The organism is Parabacteroides bouchesdurhonensis (assembly GCF_900186615.1).
GTDB classification, from domain to species: Bacteria; Bacteroidota; Bacteroidia; order Bacteroidales; family Tannerellaceae; genus Parabacteroides; species Parabacteroides bouchesdurhonensis.
Genome location: NZ_LT896588.1, coordinates 1,838,904 through 1,859,904 on the forward strand (window position 1 = coordinate 1,838,904; position 21,001 = coordinate 1,859,904).

12 protein-coding genes, 2 tRNA genes and 1 rRNA gene are annotated in these 21,001 nt (G+C 39.8%); 11 read left to right on the forward strand and 4 right to left on the reverse strand.

Annotation, left to right across the window (positions count from 1 at the left end):
- Nucleotides 1–11: 11 nt before the first annotated feature.
- Together C1721_RS07835 and C1721_RS07840 are read right to left on the reverse strand one after the other, a co-directional pair.
- The gene (locus tag C1721_RS07835; RefSeq protein ID WP_102407868.1) at nucleotides 12–2,822 is read right to left on the reverse strand and encodes a TonB-dependent receptor; all 2,811 of its coding nucleotides are present in this window, start codon (nucleotides 2,820–2,822) and stop codon (nucleotides 12–14) included.
- A 148-nt stretch (nucleotides 2,823–2,970) separates the two neighbouring features.
- Nucleotides 2,971–3,528: an RNA polymerase sigma-70 factor gene (locus C1721_RS07840; protein WP_102407869.1), complete on the reverse strand. Its 558-nt coding sequence runs from the start codon at nucleotides 3,526–3,528 to the stop codon at nucleotides 2,971–2,973.
- Between the two features lie 159 nt (nucleotides 3,529–3,687).
- On the opposite strand from C1721_RS07840, the gene C1721_RS07845 reads away from it, so the two are divergent.
- From C1721_RS07845 to C1721_RS07870, 6 genes are all read left to right on the forward strand, one after another.
- Entirely contained in the window at nucleotides 3,688–4,752 is a 1,065-nt protein-coding gene (locus C1721_RS07845) for a FecR family protein (protein WP_102407870.1), read from the forward strand.
- A 270-nt stretch (nucleotides 4,753–5,022) separates the two neighbouring features.
- The gene (locus C1721_RS07850) at nucleotides 5,023–8,205 is read left to right on the forward strand and encodes a SusC/RagA family TonB-linked outer membrane protein (RefSeq protein WP_234347391.1); all 3,183 of its coding nucleotides are present in this window, start codon (nucleotides 5,023–5,025) and stop codon (nucleotides 8,203–8,205) included.
- A 17-nt stretch (nucleotides 8,206–8,222) separates the two neighbouring features.
- Nucleotides 8,223–9,911, forward strand: coding sequence for a RagB/SusD family nutrient uptake outer membrane protein (locus tag C1721_RS07855; RefSeq protein ID WP_102407872.1), 1,689 nt, complete (start codon nucleotides 8,223–8,225; stop codon nucleotides 9,909–9,911).
- A gap of 26 nt (nucleotides 9,912–9,937) precedes the next feature.
- Nucleotides 9,938–10,606 carry a 3-keto-disaccharide hydrolase gene (locus tag C1721_RS07860; RefSeq protein WP_234347394.1) on the forward strand — a complete coding sequence of 223 codons (669 nt, stop codon included), beginning with the start codon at nucleotides 9,938–9,940 and terminating at the stop codon, nucleotides 10,604–10,606.
- Between the two features lie 124 nt (nucleotides 10,607–10,730).
- A complete protein-coding gene (locus tag C1721_RS07865) occupies nucleotides 10,731–11,114 on the forward strand; it encodes a hypothetical protein (RefSeq protein WP_102407874.1) in 384 nt (127 codons plus the stop codon).
- A gap of 70 nt (nucleotides 11,115–11,184) precedes the next feature.
- Nucleotides 11,185–12,201 carry a DUF4838 domain-containing protein gene (locus tag C1721_RS07870; protein ID WP_102407875.1) on the forward strand — a complete coding sequence of 339 codons (1,017 nt, stop codon included), beginning with the start codon at nucleotides 11,185–11,187 and terminating at the stop codon, nucleotides 12,199–12,201.
- A gap of 50 nt (nucleotides 12,202–12,251) precedes the next feature.
- On the opposite strand, the gene C1721_RS07875 is transcribed toward C1721_RS07870, so the two are convergent.
- Entirely contained in the window at nucleotides 12,252–13,547 is a 1,296-nt protein-coding gene (locus C1721_RS07875; RefSeq protein ID WP_102407876.1) for a 3-keto-disaccharide hydrolase, read from the reverse strand.
- A gap of 172 nt (nucleotides 13,548–13,719) precedes the next feature.
- Entirely contained in the window at nucleotides 13,720–14,424 is a 705-nt protein-coding gene (locus C1721_RS07880; RefSeq protein ID WP_102407877.1) for a pirin family protein, read from the reverse strand.
- Between the two features lie 144 nt (nucleotides 14,425–14,568).
- Here C1721_RS07880 and C1721_RS07885 point away from each other — a divergent pair, with 144 nt between their 5' ends.
- The 5 genes from C1721_RS07885 (at nucleotide 14,569) to C1721_RS07905 (ending at nucleotide 20,906) form a co-directional block, all read left to right on the forward strand.
- Nucleotides 14,569–16,062, forward strand: coding sequence for an IMP dehydrogenase (locus C1721_RS07885; protein WP_102407878.1), 1,494 nt, complete (start codon nucleotides 14,569–14,571; stop codon nucleotides 16,060–16,062).
- Nucleotides 16,063–16,157: 95 nt separating this feature from the next.
- On the forward strand, nucleotides 16,158–18,356 hold the full coding sequence (locus tag C1721_RS07890) for an alpha-galactosidase (RefSeq protein WP_102407879.1): 2,199 nt from the start codon (nucleotides 16,158–16,160) through the stop codon (nucleotides 18,354–18,356).
- Nucleotides 18,357–18,964: 608 nt separating this feature from the next.
- A 16S ribosomal RNA gene (locus C1721_RS07895) occupies nucleotides 18,965–20,492 on the forward strand.
- A 174-nt stretch (nucleotides 20,493–20,666) separates the two neighbouring features.
- Nucleotides 20,667–20,740 (forward strand) — tRNA-Ile (locus tag C1721_RS07900).
- A gap of 92 nt (nucleotides 20,741–20,832) precedes the next feature.
- Nucleotides 20,833–20,906, forward strand: a tRNA-Ala gene (locus C1721_RS07905).
- Nucleotides 20,907–21,001: the final 95 nt, after the last annotated feature.

Here is a 21,001-nt window from a genome sequence, read left to right on the forward strand (position 1 = left end):
TGTATAATGGCTCAGAACCGACCCGGAGGAGGTCCCGGTCTTCCGTGTCTGCCTCCCGGTCCCTGAACGTCTTTCACTGAACCGCCTCCTTTGAATATGCTGAAACGATAGATGAAATGTACCATGAAGTAGCTGTTTAATGTATTGTATTCCGTGTCTTGGATATAATTGGCTGTTACGGTACGTGAGATATTACTGCGTTGCTGCAAAATATCGTATATCTTGAAGCGGAGGGTTGCCTGGTTGTTTTTGAGGAATGATTTGGATGCGGAAGCGTTCCACAGGACTTCTTTCTGTTGATAACCATCTGCATAACCTGAGTTGCCGGACCAGTTGATATCACTTTCTATTTTGAAATCAAATGGAAGATAGATGGTGGTATTACCTCCCGCACCATAGTTTAATGTGTTTTGGTCGTTTTTCTTTTGCAGTGAATTGTAAGTCCCGTTATAACGGATATTGCCGTTAATGCCTAAATCAAGGTAATTGGAATGGAAATCTATGCCACCTCGTTCCGAGAGAATGAGGTTTTTATTTGTATTTTTTTCACCGTTAATGAATCCGTTGGAGTTGGCAAAGGATGCCATCGTCATGGAATTGATAGAGAAACGTTTGTTTTTGAGCGGTGTATTCAGCAAAGTGCGCAGGTTGGCACTGTAGTTCCCGTTCACGTTTTTGTAAGTGGTTACTTTCTTCCCGCTATTTCCTTCATAGGTAGAATAGGATACAATGTCGTTTACAATGTAGCTGGCATTTGCCATGACTGAAAACATTCGTTGTTTCTCCGGCATGAATTTCTGGAAACGAACAGATAAATTGTTTGTGTAGCGTGGGTTCAAATCCGGGTTACCAATGAGAGTGTTTAACGGATTGGATATATCGGCTACCGGCTGCAATTGCGTCATGCTGGGTTGGCTGGTGCGTCCGCTGTATACAATACGCAGGTTGGTTCGTTTGTTGAATAAATAGTTGAACTGAGCTACCGGCGAAATATTGACCACGCTGCGGGAGAGTTTGGACAAAATACTGTCGCCTACAAAGTTTTCACTGCTGGAATAAGACGGGTCTAAATTCAGACCGATGAGGTAGTTGTATTTCTCCCGTTGCGATTTAAAACTCAGGCTTGCTCTTTGGTTGATGAAGTTATTGCGGTAGCTTTTACTGTATGCCGTATCCAATACTGTATATTCTCCGTTTTCATCTATGGTGTATGAGTTTTTGAGGGATTCCTGTTTGTTCTGGCTGAAACTGTAAGTCAACTGGATGAAATTGTTGTGTCCTATCGGCTCTACCCATGATAAGTAGGCACGGTAGTTGAAGCCATTGTTGTCGTAACGGAATTTCTGGTTGATGGTTTCATCCTCCTTCCCGGGTTCCAGTTGGTAGTATTGTGTGAAAGATTGATTCATCCCCTGATTATACGAATCGTTTAGCCTTCCGTTCAGAGAAGCGCTGAATACGCGGCCTTCGTTATTTAGCTTACGGCTATATTCCAGTCTGGCACTGAGGTTGTATCCTTCTCCGTCGGAAAAGTAATTTGAACTGCCTGCATTAACAGTGTCCAGGTCGCCCGATAATGTATGGAAGCTTCCCGTTTCCCAATTATGGCTGTTACTGTAGCCAAAATCGGGTGTGAATATGATCTTGGTAACCGTGTCGGGCTGCCATTCTAAACGGAAGTTTGCTCCGATATTATCATTTCGGGTATTGCTCCGGTTGTGTTCGTCATAAAAAGAAGAACTGTCATTCGGCAAATAGTTCTTTTGGTTACTTTTGCTATCGGCTTCATTCTCCGAATGAGAATAACGGACATTACCGCCCAGAGTCATCTTTTTATTGAATTCTTTACTGAAGTTAAGGCCCGAATTACCCGATGAGGTGATTCCATTGCCGGCACCTCCACGACCAAAGCTGCGTCGTCCGCCGCCCCCCATATCTGCAAACATGGTGGAAGCCAGGTCTGAAAATCCCATATTGTTTGTGTTGTTCAAACTTCCCGTAAAAGTTATCTGGTCGTTATTAATAAAACGGTTAACCATAGCATTCCCTTCGTAACGGTCTTTACTGCCGTATCCCGCAAACGCGTTACCAAACCAGCCTTGCTTCATGCCCGGTTTCACGGTCAGGTTAATAACGGTCTCTTCTTCTCCGTCATCAAATCCGGTCATTATAGCCATATCGCTTTTCTTATCCAGTACTTGCACTTTATCAATCATCTTGGAAGGGAGGCTTTTGGAAGCTACTTTGGGATCGTCAGAGAAGAATTCTTTTCCGTCTACCATAACCTTCTTGACCTCTTTCCCATTTACTGTGATTTTTCCGTTGCTGTCTATTTCAACACCCGGCATCTTCTTGAGCAAGTCTTCCAATACCGAACCTTCTGTTACTTTATAGGAGTCTGCGTTGTATTCCACCGTGTCGTTGCGAACAACAACTTCCGGCGCTTTTCCGAGAACAACGGCTTCTCCCAGTAGTATACTGCCATCACTCAGTTTTAGTTTGCCCACATTTACCGGATTTATTTTCCCCGTTATACGAAGAGGCTGGTATAATGGGTCGAAACCTACGAAAGAAATATGTAGCAGATAATTGCCCGCTTTCACATTTTTCAAAGAGAAACTGCCATTGCGGCTACTGGCTACGCCCCTTACTAATGTACTGTCTTTTACGCTTAGCAGGCGGACAGTTGCCTGTTCTATCGGTTCGCCATTCCCTTCTTCAACAACAACGCCATTGATGTTTACTCCTGAACTTTGTGCGAAAGCGGGCAAAGTGAGGATCGCTAACAGCATCAAAATGAAATATCTACCCGATCTCTTCATAAACTGGTGTCCTTTAGTTCTAATAAGTCTGAGAAGATAGACAATATTTGTATAGATTCGTTTAATCAATGTTATGTATATTCCGGTTTATTAACAAAAAAATGAGCTATAACTCGTATATTGCAAACCAATCCATTTTAACGGCCTGTCATTCGTGTAACAACAATAAGATAAGAGGAAGATAATCTTTCAGTTTCACCCTGAGTATTTTTAATGATTGGGTAATTCTGTATTCAACGGTCTTTATTGATATATCGAGGACTTGTGCAATCTCCGCATTTGTTTGCTCTCCAAAGCGGCTTAGAGTAAACGTTTCGCGATAGTTTTCTGGAAGTTCGTTTATGGCTTTTTGTATATTATCGGCTAGCTCATTGACAAAATAATAATCGGGGTCTTCAAATTGATCTTTTATCTTTTCATAAAGGACGGTATGTATGCGTTCGTGATATATTTGTTTTTTTATGGCATTAAGGCATCGGTGTTTGGTGGATGTAAACAGATAGGATTTTAAGGAGCTTTCGATGAATAATTCTTCTCTTTTTTCCCAAATAAATAGCATTAAGTCTTGTACCAATTCTTCTGAATCTTCATCCGCTATATATTGCGATGCAAATTCACACAATGGCGAATAGTACTTGACAAACAGTTGTTTATAGGCATCTTCATTTCCCAAGTGTAATAGTTCCAAGAGTGAAGAATCTTCCATTTTAATAGTATTAGCATTTGTTTACAAAGATAATTTTTTTATTGAATAAATAAATGTGGTTCCGGAAAATCAAATAAAATATCAAGAATTATAAAAAAAGCGCTTTTTTGTTTAGGGTATGACCGGTAAAGTTTTGTCTTAATTATAGAATGTATTTTTATGGAAAGAGATGATAAACAAAATAACGAGGTTGGACCAGATGGAACAATATTGTTGAGATATGTTCGTGGTATTGCATCGGAGGAAGAGAAAACTTTTGTTGAGAATTGGGTGGAAGAGAAAAAAGAAAATGAGACTGTTTTACTGCAAATAGCCCGTATTTATCATGCCCAAAAGACGCAAAAGCGTATTTCGTCAAGAGATGTAAACAACGCATTTGCCAAAGTCCGGCAAAAACGGAGAAAGCATGTTCTCAAGCTATATCTGAAAAAAACCTCTATGGTTGCAGCTTGTTTTATTGGTATATTGATTGTATCCTTGGCAATTACCCGCATAGTAGATGAGCAAAAATTAGGTTTATCGAAACCTCAGACAATAAAAATTCAGGCTAATGCCGGTATGCGTACTACATTCGATCTTCCGGACGGAACGATCGTTTATTTAAATTCGGGTAGTTCGGTTACTTATCCGTTACCTTATGATAAAGACAAAAGGGCTGTTTCTTTAGTTGGAGAAGCTTATTTTAAGGTAACCCATAATCCTGAATGTCCTTTTGTGGTTAGTGTGGCGGATGACAGGATGAAGGTGAAGGTGCTGGGTACGGAGTTTAACCTGCAAGCCTATGCTCATGATGATATTATACGAACCACACTGGTAAAAGGGCGTGTGGATATAGAAATAAAGACGAATAAAGGAGAAACCTATTGCCGGCATATACATCCGTCGGAGAGAGCTTCTTATGATTTAAAATCTCAGGACTTGAATGTAGAAACAGTGAATACCATATATGATACGGCTTGGATGGAGGGAAAGTTGATGTTTAAAGACAACCCTCTGCCGGAAGTATTGAAAAGGTTGTCTTATTTCTATAATGTTACCTTCGAAGTGAAAGACCCGATAATAAGAAGTTATTGCTTTACTGGTACGTTTGAAAACAGACAATTATCGCAGATACTGGATTATTTAAAGATCTCATCAAATATAGACTATCGTATTAATGTGGTTACTACAGATGACAGTAAAGGTGTTACACGTACCAAAGTCATACTTTGGAAGAGAAAATAAAAACAGAATACAAACGGGGTTTAATTATAAATGATTCGCCTATGGATAAAACATAAGAATGAAAAAACAGACTTTATTGAATAAAAAACATACGGAAACATGTTACCAGCATCTTCCCGTATGAAATATTCAATAGTTGGTCTTTAAACAAACTAATGAAACTATTTTTTAATCTTAAATCACCACAAAAATATGACAAAGAATTGTTATATCCAACTTGGTACATACTTTTATGATAGATTCAGGTGTGTATCTAAATTTACAAGAGCTATGAAGTTAACCTGTTTATTACTATGCTTGTCTATCGGTGTCGTGTTTGCCTCCCACTCGTACGCACAAACAACAACATTATCTATTCGCATGACAGAAAAAACCGTAGCGGAAGTTCTGGAAACTATTGAACGGCAAACCGATTTCCACTTCTTTTATAATAGCAAACTTATTGATATGGAACGTAGGGTTTCTGTAAATGCACAGAGTGAAAATGTTTTTACTATCTTAAGTCAACTGTTTAAAGATTCCGATGTAGACTATAAAGTAGTGGACAAAGATATAATCTTGTCCAAAGCAAGTGTGAAAGCCAATGATAAGGTGAAAATTACGGGACGTGTCCTGGATGAGTATGATGAACCCGTTATTGGTGCTAATGTCCTGATAAAAGGTACCACATCCGGTACTGTTTCCGATATCGACGGAAACTTTGATTTTGAAGCTCAAACCAGCGACGGTATATTGCAAGTCTCTTATATTGGATATATAACGCAGGAAATACCATTGAAGGGAAAAACGAATATTATTGTAAAACTGGCAACAGATGTACAAAAGGTTTCGGAAGTCATAGTGGTTGGTTATGGTTCTGTAGATAAGAAAGAACTTACTTCTGCTGTTACAGCTGTATCTAGTAAGGACTTTTTGCAAGGAGCTTTTACCAGTCCGCTTTCGATGATTGACGGAAAGGTGTCCGGTGTTAGCGTATCGAATCCGGCGGCAGCCGATCCCAATGCTTCGCCAAATATTCAGATGCGTGGCGCATCTTCTATAGACGCAGGAAATACGCCATTGGTTATTGTGGATGGAATGCCGGGAGCGGACTTAAGAAATATAGCGAATCAAGATATTGAATCTATAACAGTTTTGAAAGATGGCTCAGCCGCTGCAATTTATGGTTCACGTGCAGCGAATGGGGTTATTCTTGTTCAAACAAAAAAAGGAAAGGCCGGTAAAGTCTCCATAACTTATGATGGTTATATGGATCATGATATAGTCGCTAATCAGCCGGAAATCCTTTCAGCCGAAGAGTTTTTGGCTCATCAGAGGGATAAGGATTTTGGTAGCCGGACGGATTGGTATGATCAATTGTTGAACAAAAATAATATAGGACAAAGCCATTATATCGCTGTGTCCGGCGGTGGTGAGAACCTCACTTTCCGGGCCTCTGCCAATTATAAAACGAAAGAGGGATTGGATATCGCTTCTTCCAGAAAAGAATATGGCGTGAGAATGGGATTTACAGCAAAGGCTTTGAAAAATATATTGGAAATATCCGGTAATATATCAACACGTGTTATTAATGAAGAGTATGCTGATTATAGCGTATTTCAGCAGGCTGTAAAATTGAATCCTACTCATCCTATGATGGATGCGGAAGATCCGACCAGATATAGTATATTATATGGCTTTGATACTTATAATCCGGTTGGCTGGCTGAAAGATAAAGAAGATGGTGGAGACCGTCAGTTCTCTTTGGCCGATTTTAAAATAAAACTGAACATCCTTCCCTGTTTGAATACGGAGGTCTCTTTAGGCAGACAGAGCCAAGAATATTTGAAGCGTCTCTATGTTAATTCCGCACATAAAGAATCGGTAGATAACATGCGTCAGGGACGGGCTAAACTGGAAGAAGAGAACTGGACGGATTATACGTTCGAATGGATTGGTAATTATTTTGCGTCAATAGATAAGCATACATTTAAAGTGATGGCCGGATATTCCTATCAGGAATTTAATCATCGGGGCTTTGCTGCTGAAAATGCTAATTTCCCGTCGGATGTGCTATCTTATAATAATTTAGCTGCGGGAGACTGGAATATGTCTGCCGGACGTTTAGGTATGTCATCGTTGAAAGAGAAGGAAAAGACAATCGGGTTCCCGGCTCGTTTGACTTATAATTATGATGATACTTATTATCTGACTGCTTCTGTAAGATATGAAGGAAACAGTAAATTCGGAGAGAATCATAAATGGGGATGGTTTCCCGCTGCTTCGGCTGCCTGGCGCTTATCTAATTTACCGGTAATAAAAGCAATAAAGAATTTAGATGATTTGAAGTTACGCTTTTCTTATGGAGTAACCGGACGTTCGGGATTCCCGAAATATTCGGCATTAGCCCGTTATACCGGAGGTGATAGATGGCAGAATGATTTAGGCCAGTGGATACAAACTTGGGGACCAGCCAATAATCCGAATCCTGATTTACATTGGGAAAAGCAGATTTCCTATAATTTAGGTCTTGACTTTGGATTTTTCCAGAACAGGTTATCCGGTAGTGTTGATGCTTTTATAAGAAAAGGGAAAGATGTGATCTCGAATTACGATGCTCCGCTTCCTCCATATATGTATGACCAAATATTTACAAACGTAGCATCTACAAGCTCAAAAGGTATTGAGCTTATGCTTAACTGGGATGCCGTACGCACGAAAGATTTCAGTTATTCAACAAATATAGTTGCCTCTTATACGAAATCGAAACTGGATAAATTCTCTAATGGAACTTATCAGAAAGGATACATGGATCGGTACTATTTGCCTGCTCCTGGTCTTCCTGGATATGCCCAACGTTTGAAAGACGGAACGGAAGTCGGGACTTTCTGGGGGTTAAAATATGCGGGCGTTGACGAAGACGGCAATATGTTGGTATGGAAAGATGCCAAAGAAGGCGGTGAGAAAATATTAGCAAACGCCGGTGCTAGTGATACGGATAAAGGTGTTATCGGACATGGGGCTCCAAGAATTGCTTTAACATGGGGAAATACATTGCGTTATAAAGGATTTGATTTAACTCTTTATTTTCAGGGACGTTTTGACTACCAAATATTGAATATGTATCAGATGTATTATGGTTTGGTAGCGGAACCGGGTATTAATCTGCTAAAGGATGCTTATGGAAAGAATGGTCATATTAAGTCCGGAAAAGTTATGTGTGATTACTTTTTGGAAGACGGAGATTATTTCAGACTTGATAATATCACTTTAGGTTGGACGCCGAAGTTGAAAACCGAGTGGATAAGTAATTTAAGAATATACGGTACGGTGAAGAATGCGTTTACGCTTACTAAATATTCTGTAATGGACCCGACTTCTGTGGATGTAAACGGATTGGAACCGGGTATCAGCGGACTTAATGTTTATCCGGTGGCCCGTTCATTTACAATTGGTGTTCAAATTTCTTATTAACCTAAATATTTCCTATTATGAAACTGTTTAAATATATAATAATTTTATGTACCTTCGGCCCAATACTGATATCGTGTACAAATTTGGATGAAGAGGTCTTTAGTCAGATTACTGCAATTAACTATTATCAGAATAGTGAGAATATTTATGCAGCATTGACCAGTAATTATGCCCAGGCTCATAGGACTGGATGGGAAGATGCCCGTTATTTCCTGCAAGAAGTAACAGCAGACCAGTTAATGATCCCTACTCGTGGTAAACATGGATATAATGGGGGCGAATACGTTCGTTTGCACGAACATAAATGGACTATACAGGAAAACTTTGTTTACAATGCTTGGGTGGCTCCATTTAAAGGCATTTCTTTATGTAATAATGTAATTGCCGATTTTGAGAAACTGGACTTTACCAAATTCAAACTAACGGATGCAACCAAACAGGAATATATTGCAGAAATGCGTGCGCTTCGTGCGTGGTACTATATGTTCTTAATAGATTTTTTTCGTCATGTCCCTATTGTGACAAGTACGGATGAAGTAAAGGGACAGTCGTCTCCACAGGAAGTGTTTAGTTTTATTGAATCGGAATTACAGGCGGTTATTCCTTTGTTGCCGAAGAATGCCACTTCTTCCCGTTTGGATCAAGCAGGTGCAGCTTCTATTTTGGTTCGTTTGTATCTGAATGCGGAGAAATGGATTGGTACTTCTAAATATGAGGAATGTGCCAGAGTAGCGCAGGAAATTATAGACGGTAAATATGGCAGTTATAGTATAGATCCGGATTATCGTGGTCCGTTCCGTGCAGGTATTAACGGATACAAGTCTCCGGAAAATATATTTGAGTTTGCTCATAAAAAGAATTACCTTGAAGCCTCCTGGATGTATAACATGTGGATGCATTATCAGGATCGTTATTCGCTAGATAATGACTGGCAAGGTTGGAACGGAGGAAATTTAGCTCCGTCAAGGGATTTGCAAGGTAATTTATATACTGATAAGTTAGGCATGCCTTTTGAAAAATTCCCGAATGAAGATATTCGTAAGAAACCTTTCAGAGTTACGAGTGCAGATGGAGATTATGAAGGATTTTTCTTGATGGGGCAACAGTATATGTTTGATTATGATAAGGGATATGGCTATACGGACGAGATTATTACCGGAACGGAAGAATATAACGGTAAACCGCTGATCTACGTAGATCAGGTAGGCCGCTTCTCTGAGGGCGAAGCGGGGCTTGCTAAAGGTTCCCATGTTATATATGGTGAGGAAAACACGGGATATCGTTTGATAAAATTTCCCTGGTTGCCACAGTCTAAAGATTTGTTCCAAATGAATTCAATACCGGAGATCCGGTTGGCGGAAATATATTATTCTTTAGCAGAATGTAAATATCGCGCAGGCGATAAATCAGGTGCAGCCCGTTTACTGGATGCAGTAAGAAAGAGATACTTTTCTGCTGCCGACTGGCCTCGATTCAGTTATGAACAAAATCTGTCTAAGTTGACAGATGATGAATTTGTGGATGAATTGGGCCGTGAATTCTTAGGAGAACGTCACAGACGTATTGATTTAGTTCGATGGAATCGTTTTAGTGAAGGCTCTTGGTGGGATAAGCAACCGGATGCAACAAATCAGGATATATTCCCGATTCCGTATCGCGCTCTGAATGCCAATCCTTTGTTGGAACAGACAACACCTGGATTCTAGTATTATTAATCTAATAAATTACAATTATGAACAAACTTTGTATCGGAAAGCTATTTGCTTTATTTGTGTTATGTCTGGGCTTTGCGGCTTGCAGTGAAAAGACTGATTTTAAACCGTTGTTTGCCGATGATCTGTCGAATGCTGATTATGATAAGACTGTCTGGAGTATTAATGACGGTATCTTAACTGCGACTTCCGACCAGGCCATCTGGACGAAAGATCAATATGAAAACTTTGTACTTGATCTGGAGTTTAAAAATGATGAAAACACAAATAGTGGTGTTATTATTTATTGTCCGGATAAAGAAAACTGGATACCGACTGCCGTTGAAATACAAATTGCAGATGATCACCACCCGCAGTGGCAAGAATATCCTGAGAATTTTCGTTGTGGTGCTATCTATGGGCATAAAGGAGCCAATGAACAGTTGGTTGTGAAAAAACCTGGAGAATGGAACAGAATGATAATTACAGCCAAAGGGCAGCAGATAGATGTGGAATTGAATGGGAAGAAAATAGTATCCGCTAATTTGGCAGACTGGACTTCCGGTACAAAGAATCCTGATGGTACAGATATTCCGACCTGGTTGCCGAAACCATATTGTGAGATTGCTCCGGTTGGATATATAGGTTTTCAGGGCAAGCATGGAGCGTCTAATATTTGGTTCCGTAATATAAATATCAAACAGCTTTAAAGAGAATAGTTGTCTGATGAAATAAATTCGTCAGGCAACTGTTAAACCTTTTACTAAACTTTTAGTCTATTATTTTGAAGCGCTTCACAAAGGAGTATTAATTAAAGTAATAGGTATTTAGTTTATGAAGAAAGTAATAGGTTTATGTTTGGTTGTTTTGTTAAGTTCTGTTTCTGCGTTTGCACGTGAGGGTAGGCATATGGATAGAAAAGCCGGTGATCCGTCGAAACGTTGTGAAAAAATGATTCAAGAACTCAAGCTCGATGATAAACAAGCAGCCGAATTCCGGAAAATAAATGAAGAATTCCGGCAGAAAATGAAAGCTGAACGTGAGGTTGCGAAAGCCGATCGGGAAAAGAAACGGGCTGGAATGCTGGCAATGCGGAATGATCGCGATGCTCAATTGAAGAAAGTGCTGACAGAGGAGCAATATAAACTCTATCAGGAAAAGCAAACAGATCAACAGCAAAAGTCAAAGCGTCATTATAAGGGAAACGGACGTAAATAAGTCAATGCTAACTCCCCTCTACCTGATCTTTGCAGGATAGAGGGGGAGTAATATTTAAATCATTATTGTTATGAAAAAATTGATAATAAGCTTGATGGTAATGATTTTATGTGCATGCCATACAAAAGAATCTGCTTTTGAAATGAGAGGGGTTGTTCTCTCTGTTCACGATTTGGAGACGGTTGATTGGCCCCGTTTAGCAACAAAATCCGGAATTAATACGATTGGTACTCATGTTACTCCTAAAGAGGTTGAAGCCTTTATTACATCGGAAAGAGGGAAAACATTTTTGGCTGATTGCCAAAAGTATGGTATTCAGGTAGAACATCAATTGCATGCTATTCATGAATTATTGCCTCGGGAATTATTCTCAGAAGATTCAACTATGTTTCGTATGGATGAAAACGGTAATCGCATAGCCGATTTCAATTGTTGTGCCAGTTCTTCTAACGCTTTGGATATCATAGCTAAGAATGCTGTATATTACGCCCGGCTGTTACCGTCTACCAATCATCGTTATTATTATTGGCTGGATGATGGAGCTCCACTTTGTGCATGTCCGCAATGTTCCTGTCTTTCAGGAAGTGAGCAAGCTTTAATGATAGAAAACCGGATGATTCAAGAACTTAGAACATTTGATCCGGAAGCCCAATTGGCACATTTAGCTTATCATAGTACATTAGAAGCTCCGGTGAAAGTAAAACCTGCAGAAGGTGTTTTTTTGGAGTTTGCTCCATTTTATCGTAATTGGAAAAAGCCTCTTTCTGATGAATCTGCCAGTGGAAGAGGAATGGCGCATGCTGAGAATCTCCGCTGTCTGAAAGAGAATTTAGAAGTATTTCCAGCAGAGACTGCTGTTGTTCTTGAGTATTGGTTGGATGTTTCTCTTTTCAGTGACTGGAAAAAACCGGCGGTAAAACTTCCTTGGCATAAAGATGTGTTTATGTCTGATTTAAATACGTATGCCGGTTTTGGTATTAAAAACATTACTTCTTTTGCTGTTTATATGGATGACCAGTATTGGAAACAATATCCCGATCAATCATTTTTAAGAGAATACGGGAAAGGAATGAAATATTTTAAATAAAAAATCCCTTCCATTTGTATTGGAAGGGATTTTCTGTTTCTTATTGAAAATTACAAAGTTGTCAATTTCAAATTACGCCAGCGAACTTTAATCCCACCTCCGTCATGAATTTGAAGAGCAATACGTCCCTTACCGGCACCGATCTTTTCATCGTTGATATTAACCATTTCTTGACCGTTTAACCATGTTTGAACATTGTCTCCCTGCACTTTGATGCGCATTGTATTCCAATCGCCTTCTTTAAGGATGCTTTCTTTTTCGTCCGGAATTTGAACTAACCAGCCGCGACCGTATGATTCGTAAATGCCACCGGTGTCATGTCCCTTAGGAGCTACTTCAACCTGCCAACCGTTTACTTTTGCACCATTTTCAACGAAAGAACGGATAAATACACCAGAGTTGCCGTCGGCCTCTTGCTTAAATTCAACTGTCAAGTCAAAATCATCATAGTAATCTCTTGTAGCCAGATATCCATATTTTTTATCAGGACCGCTTTCACATACTAAACATCCGTCGTTATCTACATACCACTTTTCGGTTCCATATGCTTCCCATCCGTGAAGGTCTTTCCCATTAAATAAAACGACTTCTTTTCCTGCTTTACGGGGAAGCTCTTTTATCTTGATGTTACGGAATGATGCAGGATAACCATGGTCTTGTAAACAAAGGACACCTTTTTTAGCTAATCCATATTCAGAAGCGTTAGCCCATTTTCCGCTGTTCTTTTTTTCGTACCAATCATCAGTCCATGCTTCAAATTCAAGAATCTTCTCTCCATTTAGCCAATGTTCTACATGACCGTTGTCGAATACAATTTTTGAGTTGTTCCATTCGCCTTGTGGGTTTACTTTCATTTTTGATTTGTCAGGCAAATGCATTGCATAATCTACGCCTAGCTTTTGCCATTCCTCCAAAGGTTGTGGGAAATTAGGTTCGTCTATCAACTGGTATTCCGGACCAGTAACGTATGGTACAGAAAATTGTGGACGTTCCACTACGTGGTACAGCATACCGCTGTTACCGCCTTTTGATAACTTCCAGTCCCATGACAGTTCAAAATTTTCATACTCTTTTTCTGTTACGATGTAGCCGCTTGCATCGCTACCGTCACCTTTTGCTTGAATACATCCGTCTACAACATGCCAAGGTTGGGTAAGTGTAGTTCCGTTGTAATCTTTCCAACCATTTAAGGTTTTACCATCAAACAATAATTGCCAGCCATCTGCGACTTCTTCAGGAGTAAGTGTGTTCTGTGCTTTCTCAGCACATGAAGTAAATAGCGCTAATGAAATTGCACAAGAGGCGAACAAACTCGTGGTAGTTACTCGATTCATAATAAATTCCATTTTTAGAAAAGTTAGACTTAAATACTAAATTGATTTACATTGAGCTACAAATATACACATTCTGTTTTATTTTTTACGCAGAGGGATTGTTAGTTTCTTTTAAACACAAAAATAAGTTGACAATTGTCGGATATTTATTCGATTAACTGTCAACTTAAAGTTTATTTAAATATTACATAGGAACTTCCATAAGGAGAACCTTTGAATTCTTTAGTACTTCTATGAAGATATGGTCTGTCTCCCAAAAACCAGCTCCGTCTCGTTTTGATAAAACGGTGTTGTTTATTTCGACTTCTCCTTCAATAATAAATACGTATACTCCATTATTTTTGTGATGTAACTTGTATTCTTTTACCTGTCCGGCATCCAATGTGCCTAAAGAGAACCATGCATCTTGGTTAATAGAGGCCGGAGCGCTACCATCAGGTGCAATGATTAGTGAGAATTGATTGTCTTTAAGTACCGGACGGATATCATAATTATTGTATTTTGGAGAAGTATTTTCTTCACGAGGCAATACCCAAATTTGTAAAAATGCCAGTTGCTCTTCGGCGCTGTCGTTAAATTCGCTGTGAATAATGCCTGTTCCGGCACTCATCACCTGAATATCACCAGGTGTGATTACTTCGCTGTTCTTTATACTATCACCGTGGCGTAGGTAACCATGTAAAGGTATGGAAATAACTTCCATATTTTTATGCGGATGCATATCGAATCCCTCTCTTGGAGCTACAGTGTCATCATTCAGTACGCGTAACATACCGAAATGCATGCGTTTGGGATTATAATAATTTGCAAAACTAAAAGTATGATATGTCTTTAACCAACCGTGATTTGCGTGACCTCTTGAATTGGCTTTGTCTACTACCTGTTTCATAACGTTCTTTTCTTTTAATTAATATATCTATAAAACATCTGAGAGGTCTGGAAAGTTTTTAACTTCAAAAAAGGGCATATGTGAGCGGAAATAACTACATTTGCACAATTATTTCTTATCATCCTGAAAATATATTAGAATCTTATGGCAATCTATTTAAATGATGTTTCAAGAACATTTGGAGAATATTTACTTATTCCGGGGTTAACGACAAAACAATGTATTCCTGCTAATGTTTCTCTAAAGGCTCCTTTGGTGAAATTTAAGGCAGGCGAGAAGGCTGCGATAGAATTGAATATACCTTTTGTGTCGGCAATTATGCAGTCTGTATCGGGGCCGGAATTAGCTATGGAATTAGCTCGTAATGGTGGTCTTTCTTTTATTTTTGGTTCTCAGCCGATAGAAAGTCAAGCGGATATGGTTCGTAAGGTGAAAAAGTTTAAAGCAGGATTTGTTATAAGCGATTCAAATCTTACTCCTGAAGCTACATTAGCGGATGTGGTGGCTTTAGTTAACAAAACAGAACATTCTACAATAGGAATAACAGATGACGGTACGCCTAATGGAAAATTATTGGGCCTTGTTACCAGCCGCGATTATCGGGTGGAAAAAGATTCCCTGGACAAAAAAGTGAAAGATTTTATGACACCGTTCTCAAAATTAATTGTAGGAGAACTGGGTATGACATTGAAAGAAGCTAATCAGATTATTTGGGAACATAAACTGAATACACTGCCAATTATTGATAAGAATCAGAAGTTGCAATATTTTGTATTCCGTAAGGATTATGATAGTCATCGTGATAATCCGTTGGAATTGTCCGGCTCGGATAAGAAATTATTGGTGGGTGCCGGTATTAATACACGTGATTATATGGAGCGTGTTCCTGCTTTAGTAGAAGCTGGAGTCGATGTGTTATGTATTGATTCTTCCGACGGTTATTCGGAATGGCAGCGTGATACTTTGGTTTGGATTAAAAAAATGTATGGTGATAAAGTCTTAGTTGGGGCTGGAAATGTAGTGGACCAGGAAGGTTTCAACTATTTGGTAGACGCAGGTGCTGATTTTATTAAAGTTGGTATTGGTGGTGGTTCTATTTGCATTACCCGTGAACAGAAAGGCATTGGTCGCGGCCAGGCAACTGCTTTAATCGATGTAGCTCAGGCTCGGGATGTTTATTTTAAAAAACATGGTATTTATGTACCGATTTGTAGTGATGGTGGCTTAGTGCATGATTATCACATGGTACTTGCTTTGGCTATGGGTGCCGATTTCCTGATGATGGGACGTTATTTTGCCCGTTTTGATGAATCTCCAACGAAAAAATTAAAGATAGGTAACAGCTTTGTAAAAGAGTATTGGGGCGAGGGTTCTAATCGTGCAAAGAACTGGCAACGTTATGATATGGGTGGTAGCGAATCGCTGAAATTTGAAGAAGGCGTAGATAGTTATGTACCTTATGCTGGTAAGATGAAAGATAATTTAAATGTAACTTTAGGTAAGATCAAGGCAACTATGTGTAGTTGTGGTTCTATTTCAATTGAAGAGTTACAGAAACAGGCAAAGATAACGCTTGTATCTTCTACAAGTATTGTGGAAGGAGGAGCTCATGATGTTATTTTAAAGGATCAGAATTAATTACGTGAAAATTCTTATAGCCCGACTGGATTCCGTGTGATATGGTAGTCAAGCCGGGCTTTTTAATATTTACATTATACTATTATTTATTCACCATGAAAAAGACATTTTTTTCTATTTTTCTATTTTTACTTTGTTTAGTGCAGTTGGAGGCTGCGGAACAAGGACCCATTCGTATTTCTACTGCAGAGACTGATTTAATTTTAAGAGTGGCTCCTAATGGCCGTGTTTATCAATCGTATTTAGGAAGCTGTTTGTTGAATGAATCGGAGTTTGGAAATCTTCCGATATATGTAAGGTCCGGATCTGATGATGCCGTTTCAACTCGTGGATGGGAAATATATCCTTGTTCAGGTGCGGAAGATTATTACGAACCGGCTTTTGGTATACAACATAATGATGGGAATATGACTAGTATTTTTCGGTTTGTGTCTTCTGACGTGAAAAAATTGGATGACAATGTTACCGAAACTATTATATCAATGAAAGATGATGTATATCCAGTTAATGTGAAGATACATTATATTACTTATGCAAAGGAGAATATTATTAAAACTTGGACAGATATTAGCCATAATGAAAAGAAACCGGTATCTATATTCTTGTATGCATCAAGTATGCTGTATTTTGAGAGCCCGAAGTACTATCTTACCGAGTTTTGTGGTGATTGGGCTAAAGAAATGGGTATGACTAGCCAGGAGTTAAAATTCGGTAAGAAAATTATTGATACAAAACTAGGATCTCGTGCCGCCATGCAATCATATCCGTTCTTCCAATTGGGATTGGGTGATGTGGTTCGCGAGAATGAAGGCGATGTACTAATGGGTACGATTGGCTGGACCGGAAATTTCCGTTTTACTTTTGAGGTGGATAATATGAATAATATTCGTATTATATCCGGTATTAATCCATATGCTTCTAATTATGAATTGAAACCGAATGAAGTATTTGTTACACCTGAATTTATCTTTACGTTGAGTAATCAGGGCGTAGGAAAGGCTAGTCGCAGTTTTCATGACTGGGCTCGTAATTATCAAGTGAAAAGAGGAAAAGACGATCGTCTTACCTTATTGAATAACTGGGAATCTACAGGTTTTAACTTCGACGAACAGAAGCTGGAAGAAATAATGGTAGAAGCCAAAGACTTGGGGGTGGATTTGTTTTTGTTGGATGACGGTTGGTTTGGTAATAAATATCCCCGCGTTAATGATCATGCCGGTTTGGGAGACTGGGAAGTAATGAAGAGTAAACTTCCGAACGGTATTCCTAATTTGGTAAAAGCAGCAAAAGATGCAGGTGTGAAGTTTGGTATCTGGGTTGAACCGGAGATGGTGAATCCGAAAAGTGAACTGTTTGACAAACATCCAGACTGGGCGATTCGTCAACCGAATCGTGAAACCTATTATTACCGTAATCAACTGGTGCTAGATTTGAGTAATCCGGAGGTGGAAGATTATGTATTCGGGGTAGTAGATAAGTTGATGACGGAAAATCCTGAAATAGCGTTCTTGAAATGGGATTGCAACAGCCCGATTACAAATATCTATTCTCCCTATTTAAAAGGAAAGCAAAATCAGCTATATGTTGATCATGTTCGTGGCGTGATGAATGTTTTCAAGAGGGTAGCTGAAAAATATCCGGACTTGTATATGATGATTTGTTCAGGAGGAGGTGCACGTTGTGATTATGGCGCTTTGAAATATTTTACGGAATTATGGTGTAGTGATGATACAGATCCGTTTGAACGATTATATATTCAATGGGGATTTTCTCAGTTCTTCCCATCTAAGGTGATGTGTGCCCATGTAACAAGTTGGAATTGGAAAACAAGTGTGAAATTCCGTACGGATGTGGCTATGATGTGCAAAATGGGATTCGATTTGGGTCTGAAAGAATTAAAACCAGATGAATTAACGTTCTGTCAACAAGCGGTGAAGAATTTTAATCGTTTGAAGTCGGTTATATTAGAAGGTGATTTTTATAGAATGGTATCTCCTTATGAGTCAAATCATACGGCTGTTATGCATGTAAGTAAGGATAAAAATGCTGCATTGCTTTATGCTTATGATCTTCATCCTCGTTATGCAGAAAAACTTTATCCTGTTAAATTACAAGGTTTGGACCCGAATAAGAAATATAAATTAGAAGAAATTAATTTGATGCCGGGGGCTAAATCTACATTTGTAGATAATGGAAAAATATTTAGTGGCGATTATTTAATGAAAATCGGTTTGCGTGTATTTACAATAGCAGAAGCAAATAGCCGTGTAATAGAATTGAAATGTTGTGATTAAACTGTTTAAACTATAGGTGATGAGATATTCTCCTATAGATTATCCAAATAAACAGCCTATAGATGAATTATTCTCTGCCTATAGGCTGTTTTATTATGTTAAAGGGAACACATAAAGAAAAACAATTATTTTATAATCAAGAATAATTGTCTAGATATTGATGTTTTGTTTTTTTTCTTGTGTAACATATGGATTCATTGGATATTAAAGGGTGTCTCCAGTTTCCATGTAAAAAATAATAGTCAAAAGATTTGGAGTATATGTTTAAGAACACTACTTTTGTCCCCGCATTCAAGCGAGAGGGCATTAAATTTAAGTATTAGAAGGAAATGTTTTCCGGGTATCGGGTCACTGAGGTTAGAAGTATCTAAGCAATATGTCGGTTTGTGCGGTGGAAAACAGGTATAAAAACTTTCCACAAAATTTTGTTCATAAAATTTGCGTGAAAGAAAAAAGTCCTTACCTTTGCACTCGCTTTTCAAACGAAAGCAAACAACGTTCTTTGAAAAATTTACATACAACTAAAAAGTAGTACAAGTATTAAAAAATTAATACCGTCAATACTTACAATAAACAAGGTTATTCTGAGCAGAGATAAAAACAATTTAACAACGAAGAGTTTGATCCTGGCTCAGGATGAACGCTAGCGACAGGCTTAACACATGCAAGTCGAGGGGCAGCGAGGTGTAGCAATACACTGTCGGCGACCGGCGCACGGGTGAGTAACGCGTATGCAACTTACCTATCAGAGTAGGATAGCCCGGCGAAAGTCGGATTAATACTGCATAAAACAGGGGCTCCGCATGGAGATATTTGTTAAAGATTCATCGCTGATAGATAGGCATGCGTTCCATTAGGCAGTTGGCGGGGTAACGGCCCACCAAACCGACGATGGATAGGGGTTCTGAGAGGAAGGTCCCCCACATTGGTACTGAGACACGGACCAAACTCCTACGGGAGGCAGCAGTGAGGAATATTGGTCAATGGGCGAAAGCCTGAACCAGCCAAGTCGCGTGAAGGATGAAGGTTCTATGGATTGTAAACTTCTTTTATAGGGGAATAAAGTGCGGGACGTGTCCTGTTTTGTATGTACCCTACGAATAAGCATCGGCTAACTCCGTGCCAGCAGCCGCGGTAATACGGAGGATGCGAGCGTTATCCGGATTTATTGGGTTTAAAGGGTGCGTAGGTGGATAGATAAGTCAGCGGTGAAAGTTTGTGGCTCAACCATAAAATTGCCGTTGAAACTGTTTATCTTGAGTATGTTTGAGGTATGCGGAATGCGTGGTGTAGCGGTGAAATGCATAGATATCACGCAGAACTCCGATTGCGAAGGCAGCATACTAAACCATCACTGACACTGAAGCACGAAAGCGTGGGTATCAAACAGGATTAGATACCCTGGTAGTCCACGCAGTAAACGATGATTACTAGGAGTTTGCGATACAATGTAAGCTCTACAGCGAAAGCGTTAAGTAATCCACCTGGGGAGTACGCCGGCAACGGTGAAACTCAAAGGAATTGACGGGGGCCCGCACAAGCGGAGGAACATGTGGTTTAATTCGATGATACGCGAGGAACCTTACCCGGGTTTGAACGCATTTGGACCGGAGTGGAAACATTCTTTCTAGCAATAGCCATTTGCGAGGTGCTGCATGGTTGTCGTCAGCTCGTGCCGTGAGGTGTCGGCTTAAGTGCCATAACGAGCGCAACCCTAATCACTAGTTACTAACACATCAAGGTGAGGACTCTAATGAGACTGCCAGCGTAAGCTGTGAGGAAGGTTGGGATGACGTCAAATCAGCACGGCCCTTACATCCGGGGCGACACACGTGTTACAATGGCGTGGACAAAGAGCAGCCACCTGGCGACAGGGCGCTAATCTCCAAACCACGTCTCAGTTCGGATCGGAGTCTGCAACTCGACTCCGTGAAGCTGGATTCGCTAGTAATCGCGCATCAGCCATGGCGCGGTGAATACGTTCCCGGGCCTTGTACACACCGCCCGTCAAGCCATGGGAGCCGGGGGTACCTGAAGTCCGTAACCGTTGAGGATCGGCCTAGGGTAAAACTGGTGACTGGGGCTAAGTCGTAACAAGGTAGCCGTACCGGAAGGTGCGGCTGGAACACCTCCTTTCTGGAGCACAGAATTACCGAGTATAGTAACGAAGGTATTAACTTCCTTACTTGTGCTGCTTTAGTTGTAATGTATTTATATATGATCTTAAAACTGGACAACCCAGTAGAGAAAACAGAAGCTTCGACGCGGTATCCCCGCGGAAAGAAAGTTTCAGGAAGAAAAAGATAAGCCAGTCCTATAGCTCAGTTGGTTAGAGCGCTACACTGATAATGTAGAGGTCGGCAGTTCAACTCTGCCTGGGACTACACTCCGGGAGAAGTAGTAAAAGTAGTCAGGAAGTTAAAGTAGATAAGTCTACTAACTACTAACTACCAACTACTATCTACCAAACCAAGAGGGGGGATTAGCTCAGCTGGCTAGAGCATCTGCCTTGCACGCAGAGGGTCAACGGTTCGAATCCGTTATTCTCCACAACACTCAGTAATGAGAAAAGATCTTTGACATGATGGACAGAATCAATAAAGTAAAGAAGTAGAGCGAACTTACAGAGATATCATCCCGACACG